The sequence below is a fragment of the Reyranella sp. genome, assembly GCF_965229815.1.
Lineage (GTDB): Bacteria > Pseudomonadota > Alphaproteobacteria > Reyranellales > Reyranellaceae > Reyranella.
Genome location: NZ_CBDDJN010000008.1, coordinates 183983 through 201396, shown reverse-complemented (window position 1 = coordinate 201396; position 17414 = coordinate 183983). Strand labels below are relative to the sequence as shown.

7 protein-coding genes are annotated in these 17414 nt (G+C 65.5%); 2 read left to right on the top strand and 5 right to left on the bottom strand.

The genetic code is table 11. From position 1 onward, the window contains the following. Positions 1 to 315 precede the first annotated feature (315 nt). Positions 316 to 966 carry a hypothetical protein gene (locus tag ACO073_RS28475; RefSeq protein WP_422002556.1) on the top strand — a complete coding sequence of 217 codons (651 nt, stop codon included), beginning with the start codon at positions 316 to 318 and terminating at the stop codon, positions 964 to 966. 65 nt (positions 967 to 1031) lie between these two features. On the opposite strand, the gene ACO073_RS28470 is transcribed toward ACO073_RS28475, so the two are convergent. Further along, positions 1032 to 1550 (bottom strand): hypothetical protein, encoded by a 519-nt coding sequence (locus ACO073_RS28470; protein ID WP_422002555.1) that lies wholly within the window; start codon positions 1548 to 1550, stop codon positions 1032 to 1034. Positions 1551 to 2057: 507 nt separating this feature from the next. On the opposite strand from ACO073_RS28470, the gene ACO073_RS28465 reads away from it, so the two are divergent. Beyond that, the gene (locus ACO073_RS28465) at positions 2058 to 3335 is read left to right on the top strand and encodes a hypothetical protein (protein WP_422002553.1); all 1278 of its coding nucleotides are present in this window, start codon (positions 2058 to 2060) and stop codon (positions 3333 to 3335) included. A gap of 48 nt (positions 3336 to 3383) precedes the next feature. On the opposite strand, the gene ACO073_RS28460 is transcribed toward ACO073_RS28465, so the two are convergent. The 4 genes from ACO073_RS28460 to ACO073_RS28445 form a co-directional block, all read right to left on the bottom strand. Then, positions 3384 to 7160 carry a class I SAM-dependent methyltransferase gene (locus tag ACO073_RS28460; RefSeq protein ID WP_422002551.1) on the bottom strand — a complete coding sequence of 1259 codons (3777 nt, stop codon included), beginning with the start codon at positions 7158 to 7160 and terminating at the stop codon, positions 3384 to 3386. A 184-nt stretch (positions 7161 to 7344) separates the two neighbouring features. After that, on the bottom strand, positions 7345 to 9315 hold the full coding sequence (gene asnB, locus ACO073_RS28455; protein WP_422002549.1) for an asparagine synthase (glutamine-hydrolyzing): 1971 nt from the start codon (positions 9313 to 9315) through the stop codon (positions 7345 to 7347). Positions 9316 to 9323: 8 nt separating this feature from the next. After that, entirely contained in the window at positions 9324 to 12962 is a 3639-nt protein-coding gene (locus tag ACO073_RS28450; RefSeq protein WP_422002547.1) for a methyltransferase domain-containing protein, read from the bottom strand. 28 nt (positions 12963 to 12990) lie between these two features. Beyond that, positions 12991 to 17253: a tetratricopeptide repeat protein gene (locus ACO073_RS28445; RefSeq protein ID WP_422002546.1), complete on the bottom strand. Its 4263-nt coding sequence runs from the start codon at positions 17251 to 17253 to the stop codon at positions 12991 to 12993. Positions 17254 to 17414 lie beyond the last annotated feature (161 nt).

The following is a 17414-nucleotide window of genomic DNA, read 5'->3' as shown; positions in this document are numbered from 1 at the left end:
CGCCACGCTCTTCCGCGAGCGAATCAGTCTACCACCAATTTGACAGTAGTGGCTCGCTGCCTCGCCGGTCAAGGTGGCAACCGCTGTTCTGAGAGCCCGAAATACGTTGGCCTCGCAGCTGTTCGCACACTCCCTTGCGACGGTCGTTCAACGGCATCTCAAGGGCTTGTCCAGGCCGGCCGAAGACCGGCCTGCAGACACAACAGCGTGCCATGACTGAAGCAGGCAACCTTTTACGGGGCCTCCAACGATTGGTAGGCTTTGCCAATGGTGGCGCTGTCACCATTCCCAGGAGTCGGTACGCGAATGCTAACAATGAGTGAAGCCATCGAAAAGCTAACGGGTCCGGCGATGGCAGAAATCCGGCTCATTCATCAGACCTCCGTTTTCAATAACGGAACCGTAGCGGACACATTCTACACCGGCCGCATCGGACTGAACGACCCCCTGGCTTACTATGAGCGCCAGTTGCTGCATGAGATCGATGGTCTGGCACCGGCGCGCGCCTATCATGAGATTGGTGGAGGCATTGGCCTCATTCCGATAACGCTCGGCCTGACCGGGCGGAGGGCTGTGAACATCGACAACACGCGATCGCGGATCTCTCACGGGGCCCGGATTCTCGAATCTCTCTCCTTGGATGATGCAACTCTTCCAGACAGAGTTCAGATGGTGTGCGCATCGGCTCCCGACGTGTTCGATTCGCTCGACACGAGGGGAGCGTATGCCATCAGCACCAACATTGGCGCCGTCAGATCGCCTGAGTTCGTCGAGTCATTCCTCAAGGCCGTGCAAGCCAGGTACAGCGCGTTCATTTTTGATGTTTGCCTGCTCTTCGGAATCTTCAGGACGGCGGAGGAATGGGACGAGAGACTCGAGCTACTGGAATTCATCTGGAAGCAGCGTCCAAAGCTTCTCTTCGAGACCGGAGGGCCCGGTCGGTACTACGTTGTCAACTTCGAGTAATACCGAGTGAGGGATTGAAGCTCTATCCGTACAAGTCTCCTTGTGAAGAACAATGATGTTTCAGCTCAATGAACATTTCGAAAGAGATAGTACCGTCCGCTTGTGCCCAAATCCAAGAACAACTCCGGCTCCGACAATCCGGCCTGGGCGAATAGAGCGAGAATCTCTGGCTCATCCTCGACGTTTGGCTTGTGGTCGAAGAACCGCTGAACGTCCGACAGGACAAAGGGATACTTTCGCATCTCGGCAAGGATCTCGAGCTTTCGGGCAAGGTCGCATGTCGCAACCAGATTCGTCGTCAGCACAAGCGAGTGCGCGTCAGGGATGACCGCATCGCGCGCCGGAAAGCTCGTTTCCAGCAATTGGACGTTACCCGTGAGTTCGGGATCGACCAGATCCAGGATCTCTCGCAGAGTTCTCCCCGTCCGACCGCGCGCCCGGTCCGCTTCGAAACCCACCGTCTTGAAGCCATTCCAGCCGAGCAGGAACATCAACTGCCCGAAACCGCAGCCAATCTCATGGACCTGCCGTATAGCCGGCCGCTTCTCCAGCAGCTTTCGGGTCAGTTCGACTTCGTAGTCCATGAAGACTTGTCCGGTCTGCGTCCGGACATTGTAGAAATTGTACGCTCCCGTTGCTTGAGCACCCAATCGCTCGAGTTGATGCCGCAGCACTGGAAGGAGCAATTCACGCAGACGCGTCACCCACGGCGGAAGTGGCCGTTCATCCGTTCCAGTCACTGCTGCCTCACGTAGGCCCCGTCAGAGCCCGTACAGTACGTGATGTGCATCATCAGATCGACCGACATTGTCGCACCAGAATTCCCAGGGTCTGCCGCGGTTTGGTAAAGCTCAGACATCAGCCCTAGACTGGAGCTCATCTCCCAAATGACGAGGTCCTCCATGTCTCCGGACAGGTCAAGCGTCGATCCTCTGGGCGATGCCCCCTCTTCCGCGGCGCCGAAGCGCACGGGGCTGCGACTGGCCGAGCTCGCCTTGATGCTTGTGCTTTCTGGTGCCGCTGCGTCAGCCGGATTTCGACAACCAGCTCACGCGCAGCAACCGACCGCGGCAGCCACGGAACTGGCGAGAATGCAGGAGCTGTCGGGCGCATCACCCGGCTCCGCTCCTCGGCCGGCCTGCGGCACCGCGCAGCCCAGGCCGGGGCTCACGATCGAGGATGGAAGGGTCACCGGAGCCGACATTCTCGCAGAGATGACCGGGTTCGCCCGTGAAGCAGACACCACCGGGGGCTTGGGCGGGCAACTCTATGTGGTCACCGATGACCGAGACTATGACGTGCGCAAAGGCGACAAGCCGATTCCCGGCACCCTGAGATACGGCGTGGACCAGGCACGCGCTCGCAAGGTGCCGATGTGGGTCGTGTTCGGCGCTGGTCAATCCGGCCCGATGACTATCGACGTGAAGTGGCAGATGGACCTACCGGACAACCTGACGATCGACGCGAGCTGCAAGAACGTCGTCTTGCAGGCCACGCAGCATACGATGGTCCTCTACATTCGCGACAGCCGGAATGTCATCCTCTACGGGCTTACCTTGCGGAGGACGGACTTCGACCTGCACAATCCTCCGCGCCGGACCTTGACGGACATCCTGCGGAGCGACGGCGCGACGGATCGCATCTGGGTCGCCCACAACGACTTCTCGCTCTGTGGCCACGGCTGTTTCGACATCGTCGTGACACCGGGGGAGAAGCCGTGGCCGGCTGGGGCCCTTTCGCGGATCACGGTAGCCTTCAACCGATTCCGTGACTCCGACAGGGTGATGATCTACGGGTTCACCGACTGCGAGGTACAGCAAGTTCCCAACTGCACACGCGAGAAAGTGAAGGAATACCGTGAGGGGTCCACGCGCATGTTCCTGACCCTCCAAGGGAATGTCTTTCACGGCGCGGCTCAACGCATGCCTCGGGCGTCAGGACGTGCCTTTGCCGACGTCTTCAACAACGTATTCGCGTTCGAGCCCCTGCGCCACGTCGACGGACGTCCTTACACGGCGTCCTACGCAGCCGTGGCGCTGAGTGGCGCCACCCTCCTGGTGGAACAGAATTGGTTCGGCCAGCTCACAGAGACTTCCCGACCTCCGCTCGGAGCCTGGACGATCACGACACCTGCAGCGATGCGTATGCCTCACGAGAGCGACGGCCGCCTCCGGACAACAGGAAACCTGACCGCCGCAAATGAGGTCTTGGGTCAGACCCGGCCGGAAAGCGTTGCCGATCCGCTCTATCGCTCCCGCGAAACTGTCCTCGATTTCAGCAAGCTGGGCGCCGTGCGCGCCGGTGCGTGCGTCCTCCGCCGGGCCGGACCCGGCGGCACGATGGCCTGGGACTCCGAGCTCTGCCAGTAGTCAAAGGGTGAATACACCGAACGCAACGGTAGACTCGGCCCGGTTCGCTCAGGACTTCTTCTCGAGAGTCACCCTGAACTTGATGTCCGCCTTCAGGTCGATCAACTCGGCGTCGACCTGTGCGATGACCCAGTCCAGCCCGTACCGATCAATGTAGATCGGCTCCCCTACCCTGATCTGAAGGCCGTTCTCCGGACCGAAGTACTGAGCCGTGAAGTGAATGCGCCCGCCCGGCCTCAGCATTCGAAACATCTTCTTCAGCACATGGACCGGCGATCGTACGTGCTCGAAAGCCTCGTTGAAGACGATGAAGTCGACGGTGCCAGGCGCCACGTGGCGGTCGAGGTCGTCGAGGTCAAGGTCTGCAACCGCGGCTTCAATGCCCAGCTCCTTCATCCACTCGACGGATGGTGCCGAGAGTTCCAGGCCGAAAAGCTTCAGGTTCGGATACTTGTCCTTGTAGATCGCGAGTATCTGGCCCGAGCCGCATGCGGCATCGACCACAAAGCGGGTATTCTCGGGGAACCAGGCTGCGTACATCTCGGCGGACCCCCGGAACGGTTCGACACCGTGCTCCTTGAAGGACCGCACCTTCGACGTGTCACGCTTGTAGGTCTCCTGATCGTCATCCTTGGGATTGCGGAAGATCGAATGGCAATCCGCGCACATGTCGAAGCCATAAATCTCCTGCGGCACCTTGAGGAGCGGTAGATAGTCCAGGTACGTGTTGTGGTGCGCTGAACCCGGCGCACTCAGGTAGGTCTTGCCATCGAGGCGTGACTGGGGAAGGCGCCAGATCTGCGCGATCTTCCGGCCTTCGCAGACGGGACACGCGCTCAGCCTCACAGATCCCGCCAGCGAGAAGTACGACTTGAAGGTCTGAAAAGGATCGAAATCAGCCGAGCTGGCCATTGCTCCGTCCATCGTCTCGTCCTTTCCCACAGGCGCCAGATTCTCGCCAGCCTCGACGAGGCCCCCGCCACCTCCCATCGAGGCGCCGCGGGCCTGCATCGCGGAGGCCAGCTCGACCGGCGCGTCGAGCCGATTGTCGTCGAATCCGTCCGCGAAGCCTCGGTGGTCGAACACGATCCGAGCTCGGAACCAACGATCCATCACGTCATGGTAGCTATCGCCGTCGACCGTCGGCGGTCCCATGGTCGTGCCGGTCGGCAGCATGATCTGGCCGCTGAAGGCTTCGGCCACATTGTATGCGGCGGGCGCCCACTGCTTTTCGACGATCTGCCTGACCTCGAGGTCGCGTCTTCGATCGGCACAGGTCATGATCTCCGCCACGCCCATCAGCGTCCCTCCCCGATCGCTGACCACGACGCCATAGTCCACATCCAGCATCGCCCAACGACCCTGCTCGGGCAGGAATACCTCCATGACCACGTGTCCGGAGTTGATGGCCGGATCGATGACGGCAACCTCACGGACCTGATAGCCGCTCAAATGCAGCAGGTAGGCCGTGACCTCGGCGGCATGGTCACAGTGAACCCCGAGCGGCTGGTCGGACTGGAAGAGTTTGGCGAGAAGGAGATCGGGCCGAACGTATCTGGTCCTTTTCGCCCATGGCAGTGCCACGGGCTTGTCGACGCAGGAATGGACAATGTTCTCAGCGGCGAATCGAAAGATCTCCAAGGCATGCCGATCCCGGCCGCGACCCGGATCGAGGATCAGGCACTTGAAGACGCCGAAACTGCTTGTCACGCAGTGACCGCCGAAGCGGCTGAAGACAAAGCTTCCCGTTCCCGGTTCCGCACCTTCGCGAAACCCCACCTCGGCGGCGCCGGCCGACTGACCAAAAGACGGGCGAACGGCGGCAACCTGGATCGGGGTGGTCGGGAGCCAGGATCGCGGAACCAGCGGAATCCTCGGGAGGACCGCCTCTACCGGCACTTCCTTTCCCGTGAAGATGTAGAGGGGCGCTTTCTGGAATCGGCGTGGCACCGGACCGCCCAGATCGGCGTACCGCACCTCCTCGCTGAGGGAACTGTCCGTCGCCGCCCGGTCATCCACAGCTCTCGCTGGTCTCCGGGTGAAATGACGAATGTCGCTCTCGCCGACAGAATAGACCTTTGCAGCTTCGGCGAAGCCCGATTCAGCCAGAGTCTCGATCAAGTCCCGCTGCGACTGCTCGTCTCGCACTTCGCCGAATCGCGTAAGGTCGATTATGACATGATCGAAAAGTCTCAACGATCGATGGACATAGTCGATGGTCTGCATGACGTGACTGCTGGTCACGTTCGTCGCAACGAAGACCGTTTCGCCTTCCTCGTCGAAGGCGGAAAGTTGAAGCGCGTCGGGAAACGACCCATAGACCAGGGACAACCCGCTTACGTCGACACCGCGCTGTTCAAGGTTGGCGACAAGTGCCGTCGCACCGGCATGGCGACCACTGTCGGACTCGAACCCCGTGGCGCGGAAGCCGCTCAACGCCAGCAGCAGGCTGAGCTCGCCGAAGCCGAAGCCCAGCTCGAAAAAGCGGGCCATGCGCGGAAAGCGCTTTCTGCTGTAGTCGACGATGGACAATTCCGAATCGACGAACAGCCTCCCCTTCTCCAGCCGGGTCGTGTAGTAGCTTCCGGCCGACCGGATCCGATCGGGATTGGAGCCCAGCCAATCGACCAAGGTCGAAACCGCCGCAAGATTGACCATGCCGAAGGCGTCTGGACCGCTCTGGAGAGGCATTGCCTGCAGCTCCACGGATGGAATTGCGCTCGAGGCGGTGCTGCATGGCGGTGCGCCGGTCCGACGGTCAACTTCGCGAAGAGAGGCCAGGACCTCGCCGACCGTGGCGAGCCTCAGTTCGACATCGGCCTCCGCGCATCCCCGCTGCAGCCGCTCCCAGATGGGCTGGATGTTCGGTGAAGCGAGAGGCGTGCAGTTGCCATCCTCGTAGTAGCTCGCATGCATCGAGTGGGCATGGGTCTTGATGTACAGGACGCCGTCGACGACCGGGCAGTTCGCGAACCATGAGAACGCGATATGGTCGGCGTGCTTCACGCGACTGAGGTCGCTGGGATCGTAGAAGTCCAGCGAGCAGACACTGTGCTTGGCCTTCGAGTTCCAGACGAGGAACCTGCCATCGCGAATGGCGCCCGCACCGACATCGACCGCGACCAGCTCGCCACGGTGGTCATCATAGGCTTTCGGTGCCTTGAACGGCTTGCAGGTGTAAGGCTGCTCGAAGATCGTCGGATCGCAGTGATATCGGCCGGCCGGGAAGGTGAAGTCGCCCCAGCATCCATGCTCCATCAGGATCGAGATCTCATTGTCGATCTGGCAGACCGCCTTGTCCGATCCATTCAAGGCCCACATGCCGTGCACGAAAGCCCACTTGTCCAGCGGTGCACCGGTGTCGTGCCGTTGGATCGCCAACTCGACGCCCAACAGGTAGTGAAGCCGCCGTTCGTCCTGCTGCGGATCGGTGACTTCCTTCACTAGCCGATGGATCTCTCCCCAATTCCCCTCGTTTCCGACGAGATGCTCGTGATGCAGATGCACCTGGAACTCGACCTCGGTCGCGCCTCGGAGCGCACCGATACTGTCGCGTGCAAGCTCGCTTTCGCGCTCCGACCTCGGAGAGACACGAACGATCTCGTCTTCGGTGCTGCGGCGGTCCGGATTGAGGTGATAGACCGTCCCCGGCAGGTAGAAGAGGGTCATCTTGTTCGCGAAGGGTGACCGCTTCGCCTGCTTCAGGAAGCTCTCTACCCGGCGGACAGTCACGTCGCTGATGCCGCCCGCCCACGGCTCCCAGTGGTCGGAATGAAACCAGGTGACCGCGCGGACTCCGCGGCGCCGCAAAATTTCTCCCAGCATCACGCCACCCCAAGAAATTCCGTACCGTCCCCGACGTGGCGGCACCTCGTTCGCCCGAGGACATCAGGCTTCCTTCCGCCTTTGGCGTTCAGCTTCCCTTGCACGATCTTCCACGCGAGCCGCGGTCGATGCCGATGCCAGACCAGCGAACGGCACATGTTGATCGCCCCCGGCTCTTCAGACGTCAAGACAGCGCGGGGGGCGATGCAGGCGCCGAGGCCGTCGGGGCCCGATAGTCGACGGAGCGCTCTTCACCGCCTGCGAGATCGGCGAACGGATCGTCAGTACCGTCGAGACGCCCGTTGCTGTCCGTATCGATCCACGTCCGGAACCACATCTCCAGCGACAGCAGCGCCCACAGGCGCGTGCCATGGCCCTGCCGGCCGCTGCGGTGGGCATCGAGCATCTCGCGGACAAAATCCTCCCGGATGATGCCGCGATCGAGGAACCGGTCGCTGAGGAGAAGCCCGTCCGTCTGGTCCCGGATCTCCTCGTTCATGAACTTCGCGACCGGCACGCGGAAGCCGACCTTGGGACGATACATGCATTCGTGGGGCAGCAGCGGCTCCAGCGCCTTCTTGAGCAGCGCCTTGCCCTCGCGGTCCCAGATCTTCAGATGGGCCGGGATCCGCGCCGACCACTCGGCCAGCTCGTGATTGAGGAACGGCGCCCGGGTCTCGAGCCCCTGCGCCATGGCCGCGATGTCCACCTTCACCAGCAGGTCGTCCGGCAGGTAGGTCGCCTGGTCGAAGCGCGCCGCGGCCTCCTCCGGGGCGACGCCTTCGGTGAAGTAGGGCCGCAGCCGCTCGTAGGAGCAATGGCCGACATGGGGCAGCATCGCGATGCCGTAGCCCGCCAGCTTGTGGCCTTCGCGGAAGCGCTCCAGCATGAAGCCATAGGCGTCGGTCGCCGCCATGGCGTCGGCGTCCCCGCTCGGCGGCGCGACGTACAGTTTGCCCAGGCGGCGCGCGCCCTGGGGCGGATTGCTGCGCCGCATGTCGCCGTAGGCGAAGTAACGGGCATAGCCGAGCAGCGTCTCGTCCGCGCCGTCGCCGGTCAGCGCCACGGTCACCGACCGCCGGGTCTCGCGCGACAGCGCGTAGGTGACCAGGGCGGAGGAATCGGAGAACGGCTCGCCGTAGTACCAGGCCAGGTCGCCGACGCTTCGCAGGAGCTCGCTGCCGAAGGTGAAGACGCTGTGATCGGTCCTGTATCGCTCGGCCACCATCGTGGCGTAGCGGGTCTCGTCGTAGTCCTCGAGGCCGAAGCCCGAGGAGAAGGTCTTGATGCCGCCGCCGTGCAGCCCGGCCATGGTGGCGACGACGGCGCTCGAATCGACGCCGCCCGAGAGAAAGGCCCCCAGGGGCACGTCGGAGACGAGGCAGTACTTCACGGCCTGGCGCAGACGGTCGATCAGCTCGTGCCGCAGATCCTCGACCGTGCCCATCGTGGCGCCGGGTTCGGGCACCGGCATGTGCCAGTACCGCTGCACCGTCGGCGCGTTGCCGATGTCCCAGACCAGGAAGTGCGCCGGCTGGAGCCGGCCGATGCCCGCGAAGGCCGTGCCCGGCCCGAGGGTGAAGCCAAAGGACAGGTAGTCGTGCAGCGCCGCCATGTCCGGCTGGCGCGGCATGCCGGGCCAGGTCAGGAGCGCCTTGATCTCCGAGCCGAACACCAGGGCGTCGGGGCGATCGGCATAGTACAGCGGCTTCTCGCCGAAGCGGTCGCGCGCCAGGACCAGCCGCTTGCGCCGCGAGTCCCAGATGGCGATGGCGAACATGCCGACGAGCTTCGCGAACAGGCCCGTCCCCCATTTGCGGTACCCGTTGACGATCACTTCCGTGTCGCTGCGGTTGGCGAAGCGGTAGCCGTCCGCCACCAGCTCCGCCCGCAGCTCGAGGAAGTTGTAGATCTCCCCATTGAAGACGACATGGACCGTGCCGGTCTCGTCGTGCATGGGCTGGGCGGCGGCAGTCGTCGTGTCGATGATCGCCAGCCGCGTATGCGCCAGGGCGACCTGGGGATCGACCCATGTGCCGTGCCCGTCCGGCCCGCGGTGATGCAGGATCGCCGCCATGGACGCGGCGCGGCGGCGCAGCTCTGCGAGCGGGACGCTGTCCGCCTTCTTCAGCACGCCGCCGGCGAGCCCGCACATCGCCGGGCCTACTTTTCCAGGACGACGTAGTAGCGCATGCCGCTCGTTGTCACGTCCACGACCTTGCAGCCGAGCCGGGCGGGCAGCTCCTTCATGACCTTCTCGCCGATGTAGATCGGCTCGCCCGGGCGCACCGCCGCCTGCACGTCCGTCCCGTAGCGCTGGGCCGTGAAATAGAGGCGGCCGCCCGCGCGAAGGGTGACCAGGAGCTTCTCCAGCGCATCGAGCGGGCGCTCGACATGCTCGAACGCCTCGCAGAAGGTGATGAAATCGACGCTTTCGGCCGCGACGAACTGGTTCAGATCGTCGTTGTCGATGTCGAACGAATGGGCCTCGAGGCCCTGCGAGCGCATGTACTCGACGTACTTCTCCGAGAGCTCCAGGCCGATCAGGCGGCGCCAGCGGTCCGGTGCGCGCTTGCGCGCCACGTGGAGGTACGGCCCGATGCCGCACGCCGCGTCCATCAGCGTCGTCGCGTCCTCGGGAATCCACTTGGCGAACCGGTTGTAGGCGTTCTCATAGCCCTGCCACTGGGCCTCGTTGTCCTTCAGGGTCCGCAGATAGTGATCGCTCCGGCGATACTGGTCCTTCTGCATCCTGGGCGCCGGATTGAGGAAGATGCTTTCGCAGTCCCGGCAGAAGTCGAAGCAGTAGACGGTGGCGGGCACCTGAAGCGTCGGGATCTGGTTGAAGTATCCGCCGAAGACGCTGATGGCTTCCTTCAGGCTGGTCATCGGCATGCGCCACAGGCCTGCGACGTTGCTGCCATGGCACACCGGGCAGGCGTCGATATGCCGGTCGCCGTAGACCGAGTACAGGACGCCGGACTGGCCCGAGAACGGGAAGACCGCGTCCGCCCCGCGAGGCTGAACAGCCGGAGCGGCCCGATCCCGGGCCGCTGCGGCCGCCGGCGCAGCGGCATCCGCTTTCGGCGCGGGGACCGCGACGGGCCTGGCAGGGACGGCAACCGGCGCCGCCTGCGCCGCGTCCGCGGCCCGCTTCGCCGAGAACAGCCAGTATTCGTAGGGAGCGGCGAAGTACAGCCGCTCGACCGGCTCCAGCCCGACCCGGTCCAGCTCCGCGCGCAGCGCGTCCCGCTCCTCCTGCGCGTTGCGGCTGCGACCGAAGCGCGCGAGATCGATCACGGCCGCGTCGAAGCCGCTCATCGCCTGGATGATCGCGGCCTGATGATCCGCCGTGTAGCTGCAGGTGATGTTGGTCGCCACGCAGAGCCGCCTGCCGCGCCCCGTCGGCCGGTCGGATCCCGGCGCATCCGGGAAGAAGCCCGCCGTGAGCGCCACCCGGTCCGCGAGCCGGGGGTGCCGTGCGACGTACTCCTTGACGTGCCAGGCGCCCGCGGCGGAGCGACGACGATCCCCTTCGAAGCCGTGGACGACGAACCCGTTGCGCGCCAAAAACAGGGAGAGCGCCCCGTATCCGCAGCCGATCTCGACGATCTCCGTGTCGCGCCCGAAGCGGTTCGCGATGACGGCGGCGACGACCTTCTCGTAGGCCTCGAGCGTGCTGTTGCGTCCGAGCTTGGCGGCATAGAGCTCGTCGGTCTGCTGCGCTTCCGCCTGGCCCTTCATCCAGGTGCGGTGCAGCCCGAGCAGCTCCTCATTGAAGGTCCCGACGTCGACGGCGGGCCAGCTCTCCGAACTCGCGACGGTGTCCATGGATACCTCTGCAGCATGTTGGGACGCCGGAGCTTCCCCGTTCCTGAACGTCCGGAAGTGCCAGATCTCGTTGGGACCCTTGCGCCATACCGACCTCATCGGCCGCGACACGGCGGTGATCTTGGCCCGGAAGGATTCGGCGACATCGGGGTCATAGCGACGGATGCCGAAGCGCGTGGTGTCGATGAGCAGATCGTCGAACCTGCGCGCGGCCTCGAGAATCGCGTCCTGCCTCTTCGCGGAAGCAGAAGCCACGATGTTCGTGGTCACCAGGACATTGCGGCGGTTCGGCCGCAGCATCGAGGCATCCAGGGCGTCGGGGAACCAGCCGCGCACCGGCGTCACCTTTCCGCCGCCGCGGCCGACATGCCCCTCCATTGCCTTCACCAGGGCCTGAAGGCCGGCAAAGCGTGACGGATCGCCCTCGAAGGCGATCACCTCGTAGCCCGACGCCGCCAGCAGCAGGCTCAGGATGCCGTAGCCGACGCCGACCTCGACGATGGTCGAGCCCTCTGCCGGACATTCCGCCCTGACATAGTCGAGGACCGCGCGCTCGTAGTCCTGCAGGACGTGATCGCCCGCGAGCAGATCGCGGTAGAAGTCGCCGGCACCCTGCGCATGAACGACGTCATCGCGCAGCCAGGCGCGCAGGACGGATGCCATCTCGCGACCCAGCACCGCGAACGGATCGGCCGGCGGCGCCGCCTCGGCGCGGAGCTGTACCGTCGCGCCGCCGGCGACCGCGTGCGCCACCACCGGGGCCGCCGGCTTGGCGCGGCGTCGGCCGGGGACAGGGACGATCGATGCGTCTGCGGCCACCGGCGCCATCGGCTCGCGATACCAGGCCGCGCGCGCCGCCGACGGGTCGGCGCCCCTGTCGAACGCGCCGACAAGGTCCATGACCTGATTGACGGTCACCGGCTTGAACTCGACACCCGCCCGGTCGCACACCCTCATCAGCTCGTCGAAGATCCTCACGACATCCGGATGGCAATGGGGGATCGGCGAGCCGTCCTCGCTGATCCCGTACTCCCACTTCATGGAATGGGCGTGGGTCTTGATGAACAGGTCCGGTCCCAGGCTCACCGAGTTCCCGAGCCACTGTGCGAGGACTGCCGAGGGATCCTTGAAGAGCTCGCGATTGGCCTCCGAGTAATAGTCGATCGACGAGTACCTGGCCTTGATCGGCGAGTTCCAGATGAAGAAGCGATCGGCGCTCAACGCGTTGCTTCCCGCCTCGATCTGCCGCGGATCGGACGCGGGCTCGTCATATCCCCGCTTGCCGTCGATCGGCAGGCAGGTGAACGGCGCCTGCAGCTTCGGATCGCAGTATCCGCGGCCGGCGGGAAACGAGAAGTCGCCGAAGCCGCCGTGCCGCATGATCATCGCGAGCTCGGTCTCGATCGTGCAGATCAGCGGATCGGACGCCGCCAGCGCCCAGTTGCCGTGGACGAACGCCCACCGGTCGAACGGCCCGCCCAGCTCCCGGGCGATGACGTCCTTGCACAGCTGGAAAAAGAGATCGAGGCGCCGCTCGTCGAGGGCAGCCGTGCTGTTCGCGTTGACCCAGCGCGAGACGGGATTGTCGAAGTTGGATTCGTTCCGCGTCCAGAACTCGTGATGAACGTGAAGGTGAAACTCGTGGCCGCCGGCCGCCATGAGCGGCCGGATGACCCGTTCCGCCATCGCCTCCTGCTCGGAGGAACGACTTCCGAACGTCACCGAGTCCCCGTCGACGCGGCGTCCCGGGCTCTTTTCGCCCTCCGGCGTCAGGTAGTACGGCACGTAGGGACAGTAGAAGAGGCTGATCCTGCTGCCATAAGGCGACTTGCGCGACATCTCCCCGAAGCGCTCGACGCCACGGGCCGTCTTCTCGTTGAGTCCCAGGGACCAGGGCTCGAAATGATCCGCGTGGAAGTAGTAGACGCACCGGATCGCCCGGCTCCTGAGGATGTCGGCAAGATCGGTCATCGACAGTCCGCTTCCCGGGATTCCACCGTCAGGCATGCGTCGCCGCCTGCGGCGGGATGCCGTAGACTTCGAGGTTGCGGCGAAGCATCGCCTCCACGCTGAACAGCTCGCGCACGAAGCGCGGCGCACGCTCGGTCGCGGCCGCCCGCCAGGCCTCATCGGAAAGACAGAACAGGACCCGCTCCGCCAGGCTTTCGGCATCGGCGTCGCGGACGGTCCATCCCGTCACCCCCTGCTCCACCACCTCGCTCATGCCGCCGACATCGGGCGCCACGACGGGAATGCCCAGCGACTGGGCCTCCAGGAGGACGTTGGGAAGACCCTCGTGCCGCGACGTCAGCATCACCACGTCCATCGTTCCATACCAGGAACCGATGTTGGCCTGGGCTCCCGGCATATGCAGGCGGTCGGCGATCCCCAGGGCGGACGCGTGATCGCGCATCTCGTCGCGCATCGGCCCATCCCCACAGACCACGAATTGCACATCCCTGTTGCTGCGGGCCACCGCCGCAGCGACGTCCAGCCACAGGAGGGGCCGCTTCTCTTCGCTCATCCGGAAGACACTCCCGAGGACCGGCGCCGTGGGCGGAATCCCCAATTGCTCCCGTATGTTGGCAGTTTCGCGTGAATCGGCGCTTCTGTCGAGCCGATCGAAGTCGATGCCGTTATGAACAACCTCGGCGCGCGCGGGGTCAATGCCGAGCCACGCGGCATAGTCATCGGCGCCGGCTCGCGAATTGTTGCTCAGGACGACCGCCGGATGCGCCAGCACGGCCTGATAGGCGGCCTGCATGTACCGCCGCAGGCGACGACGCGGATTGTCGGGCCGGACGCTGCGACAGCAGAGGACGATGCGGGGCACGCCGGCGAGAAGGCCGGCAACCACGGCGGTGAGATTGGTGGAGTCCTGCCAGGCGTGAACCACCTGGGGCCGCCGCCGGCGGAACTCCCTCAGCCAGAACGCGATGGGGCCGACCATGTCGCTCGGGAAAAGGCGGATCACGGCGGCGAACGGCTTCACATCGGGGTCGTGGAGATAGTCGCCGGCCGCGGCTGCGTCCGGCACCACCACCTCGACGCCCGTGTCCTCCAGCACGGGGAGGAAGAAGTCGCGGCGCAGTCTCGGCGCCAGCGAGATGCAGAACAGCGCCAGGTCGAGATCGAACCGGGGATCGCTCAGGCCGCGCAGCATGTTCGCGAGCTGCCGCTCGGCGCCGCCCGGCGCCAGGGTGGCGCTGATCGCCACGATCTTGCGGGGAACCGGGTCGTACGGTCGGACGACGGTCTCAGAGAGCCGCTTCACATGCGCGAAGAGGCGCTCGGGAACGAGAATGTCTCCAACCGTACGGGGCTGCCGGCGCAACGCGACATGGTCGAAGCCGAGTTCCTGCAGCGCGCTCGTCGTATCGAACAGTGACCGTGCCACCTCGACGTCGCGGGGATCGAGGTCGCGGCTGTCCAGGAGATGGTGGAGCGCGCCGTCGAGGATGCCCTGGCGGAAGTAGTGGAGGCCGAGCTGCGCGTGGTGAGCTGCGTTCTGCGGCTCCGCCTCGATCGCCCGGCGGAAATAGGCAAAGGCCTGGTCGTCGAACAGCGACGCCGCCGCCGCTCGCCCCAGGATCGCCCACGCCTGTGGCGTCTCGCCCAGGGCCGTTTCGGCCCGGGCCAGCGCGTCCAGCGCCTCCGGCTCGCGCTCGGCTCCCGCGAGCTGGAAGATCAGCTCATGCCAGGCCTCGGCGTTCCGGGGCTCCAGGTCGCAGATCCGGCGAAAGTCGGCGATCGCGTCGTTGACCTGGCCCCGCGCCCGCAGCAGCCGCCCGCGATAGCCGAGGGCTGTGATGTTCGCAGGATCGAGCGCGAGCGCACGGTCGTAGAGATCCCTGGCTTCCGGGAGACGATTGGTCCGATCGAGGCACTGGCCCAGGCCGAGGACCGCGTCGAGACGATCCGGATCGAGATCAAGGAGAGTCCGGTAGACGGAGGCAGCCTCCTCCCAGCGTCGCTGGACGCGGTAGAAGCGCGCCAGGTCACCGAGAGCCATCGAATGGCGAGGGTCGCGCGCAATGGCGCGGCGATACTCGGCCTCGGCATCGGCCGTCCGTCCGATCCGCTCCAGCAATCGGCCGCGCTGCGCTATCGGCACGACAGACTCGGGGTCAAGATCGGCGAGAGTCTGCCAGACCTCGAGGGCGGCATCGACGGTCGCGCGCGTCCGGCCGAGCAGCTGCGCGAGCTGCCGCAAGGCCTGCCTGTTCGCGGGCTCGATCGCCAGCACGCCGCGCAGAGCGGCCTCCGCCCGGGGATCGTGGCGCGTGTACAGGATCCGCGCGGCCTGCAGCTTCGGCTCCACCCTGTCCGGCGCGAGGTCGCCGAGGCGCAACCACACGTCCAGGGCTTCGTCCTGCCGGTCGCTGCCGCCCAGAAGGCGCGCCAGGCGCGTCAGCGCTTCGAGATTCGCCGGGTCGACATCGAGGGCCTTGCGGTACGCAGCCTCGGCCAGGTCGGCTTGCCTCGCGTCGGCATGCAGCCGGCCCAGGACGAGCCAGGGCGCGGCCGACAGCGGATCGTGTCGAGCCCAGCGCTGCAGCACCTCGATTGCTTCCCCCGGAGCGCGCTCGAAGAGAATCCTGGCCAGCGATGCCGAGGCTTCCGCATGACCGGCCTGCGCTTCGAGAACGGTCCTGAAGGCCGCTTCCGCCTCGGGCAGGCGTTCCTGGCGCAGGTGGATGCGGGCGATCTGCAACGGTGGTTCGATCGCTTCCGCGTCGAGTGCCGCCAGCCGCGACCACCAGGCCAACGATGCTTCAGGATCGTTCCCCGACGAGATGCGGCCCAGCAGGGCCAGCGCTGGCCGGTGGTCCGGATCGACGCCGAGAACGTCGAGCAGCCGCGCCTGCGCGGCCGCGACATCCCCTTCCTGATGGCATGCCCAGGCCAGTTCGAAGCGAGGCCCGGTGCGATCGGGAGAAAGTTCGATCAGGCGAGCCCAGGCCTCGCGGGCGGCGGACCATCGGCCCAGTCGCTTCTGCAGCTGGGCCAGCGACTGCCACACGTCGGCGGACGTCGGCTCGCGGACGCTCAGATCGGTGTAGGCGCCGGCGGCCGCCTCGAGCTGGCCATCCTGCAGAAGGGCGTGGGCCAGCCAGTGCCTGGGCTGAACCGACTGCGGTCGCAAGACGATGACGCGTGCCAGCAGCTCGGCGGCGTCCGACCAACGCCCCTGCGACCGGCAGAGCTGCGCCAGTCCTGCAAGCGCATCCACCTCCGTGCCGTCGCGGTCGAGAACCTCTCGGAAGATCTGTTCGGCCTCGGCGACGCGGCCCTCGCGCGCGGCGTCGCGGGCCGCGTGGAGCCGTTGCTGGAGCGAAGCGGGTTCGGGCTTCGCCGCGACCGTTCCGCCACGTTCATCGGCGATCAGGCGGCGGGCGTGGGCCAGCATCGCTTCGCGTTCCTGCGCGGCCCGCAGCCCATCCTCGCGCCCGGCACGGCCGTCATCGGGGACCGGGCGCTCCACCGCCTCGATCATCGAGGTCAGAATACGATCTCTCTGCAGCCGAGGCTCCACCGCTTCGGGGTTGGCTTCGATCTGCCGATCCAGCAGGGCGACGGCCTCTGCGAACTGGCCGGTCCGCTCGAAGCACAACGCCGCGCCGCGTTGCGCTTCGCTCTGTTCGGGAACAAGGACGAGAGCCGCCGTGTAGTGCGCCAGGGCAATGTGGGGTGCCTGCTCGAGGTGCGGCATCGCAGCGGCGCTCAGCGCACGCGCGATCGCCTCCACGACGACGAGCCCCTCCGGCGACGCGGAGGTGAGGTCCAGGATCCGGCGGCCGATCTCGGTTGTCCTCTCGATGCGGGACGGGGCCGTCGCTCTACTCCCGGTTACATAGGCTGCCGCGAGCTGCTTCAGCGCGCCGAGGGCTTTCTCGTGCAGCGGGTCGAGGGCGAGGACGTGAAGGTATTGCGCGGTGGCCTCCTCGACGCGTCCGCTGCGATGGAGGGCTCGCGCGAACTGGAAGGCGAAGGCCGGTGACGCGGGACTCTGCTCGACGACGCCGTGCCAGATATCGGCAGCTTCCTCGAAGCGTCGCGACCGCAGGAGCAGTCGGCCAAGACCGCTCGAGGCAGCCAGGTGACTCGGGCAGAATGCCAGAGCCCGACGATAGTTCGCCTCGGCATGTGCCGGCTGTCCGATCCAATCGAGGAGCTGGCCGAGCCGCGCGTAGCACATCGATACGACAAGCCGACGAGAGCCGCCCGATCGTCGTGGATCGTGGTCTGCGAGCTCGCTCATCGTTCAGTCATTGCCCAAGCGCGCTCCCTTGCGCTGCGAAAGCGAGCCACCGTCAGCGGCATGAAATGCCCGCGTGTTATCTATCATCTTGACGCTAGCAACAGTGTCTGGCTTTTTGCAGTCGGTGGCATTGGAGGCGCTCCGGGTGGGAAACGCCTCTT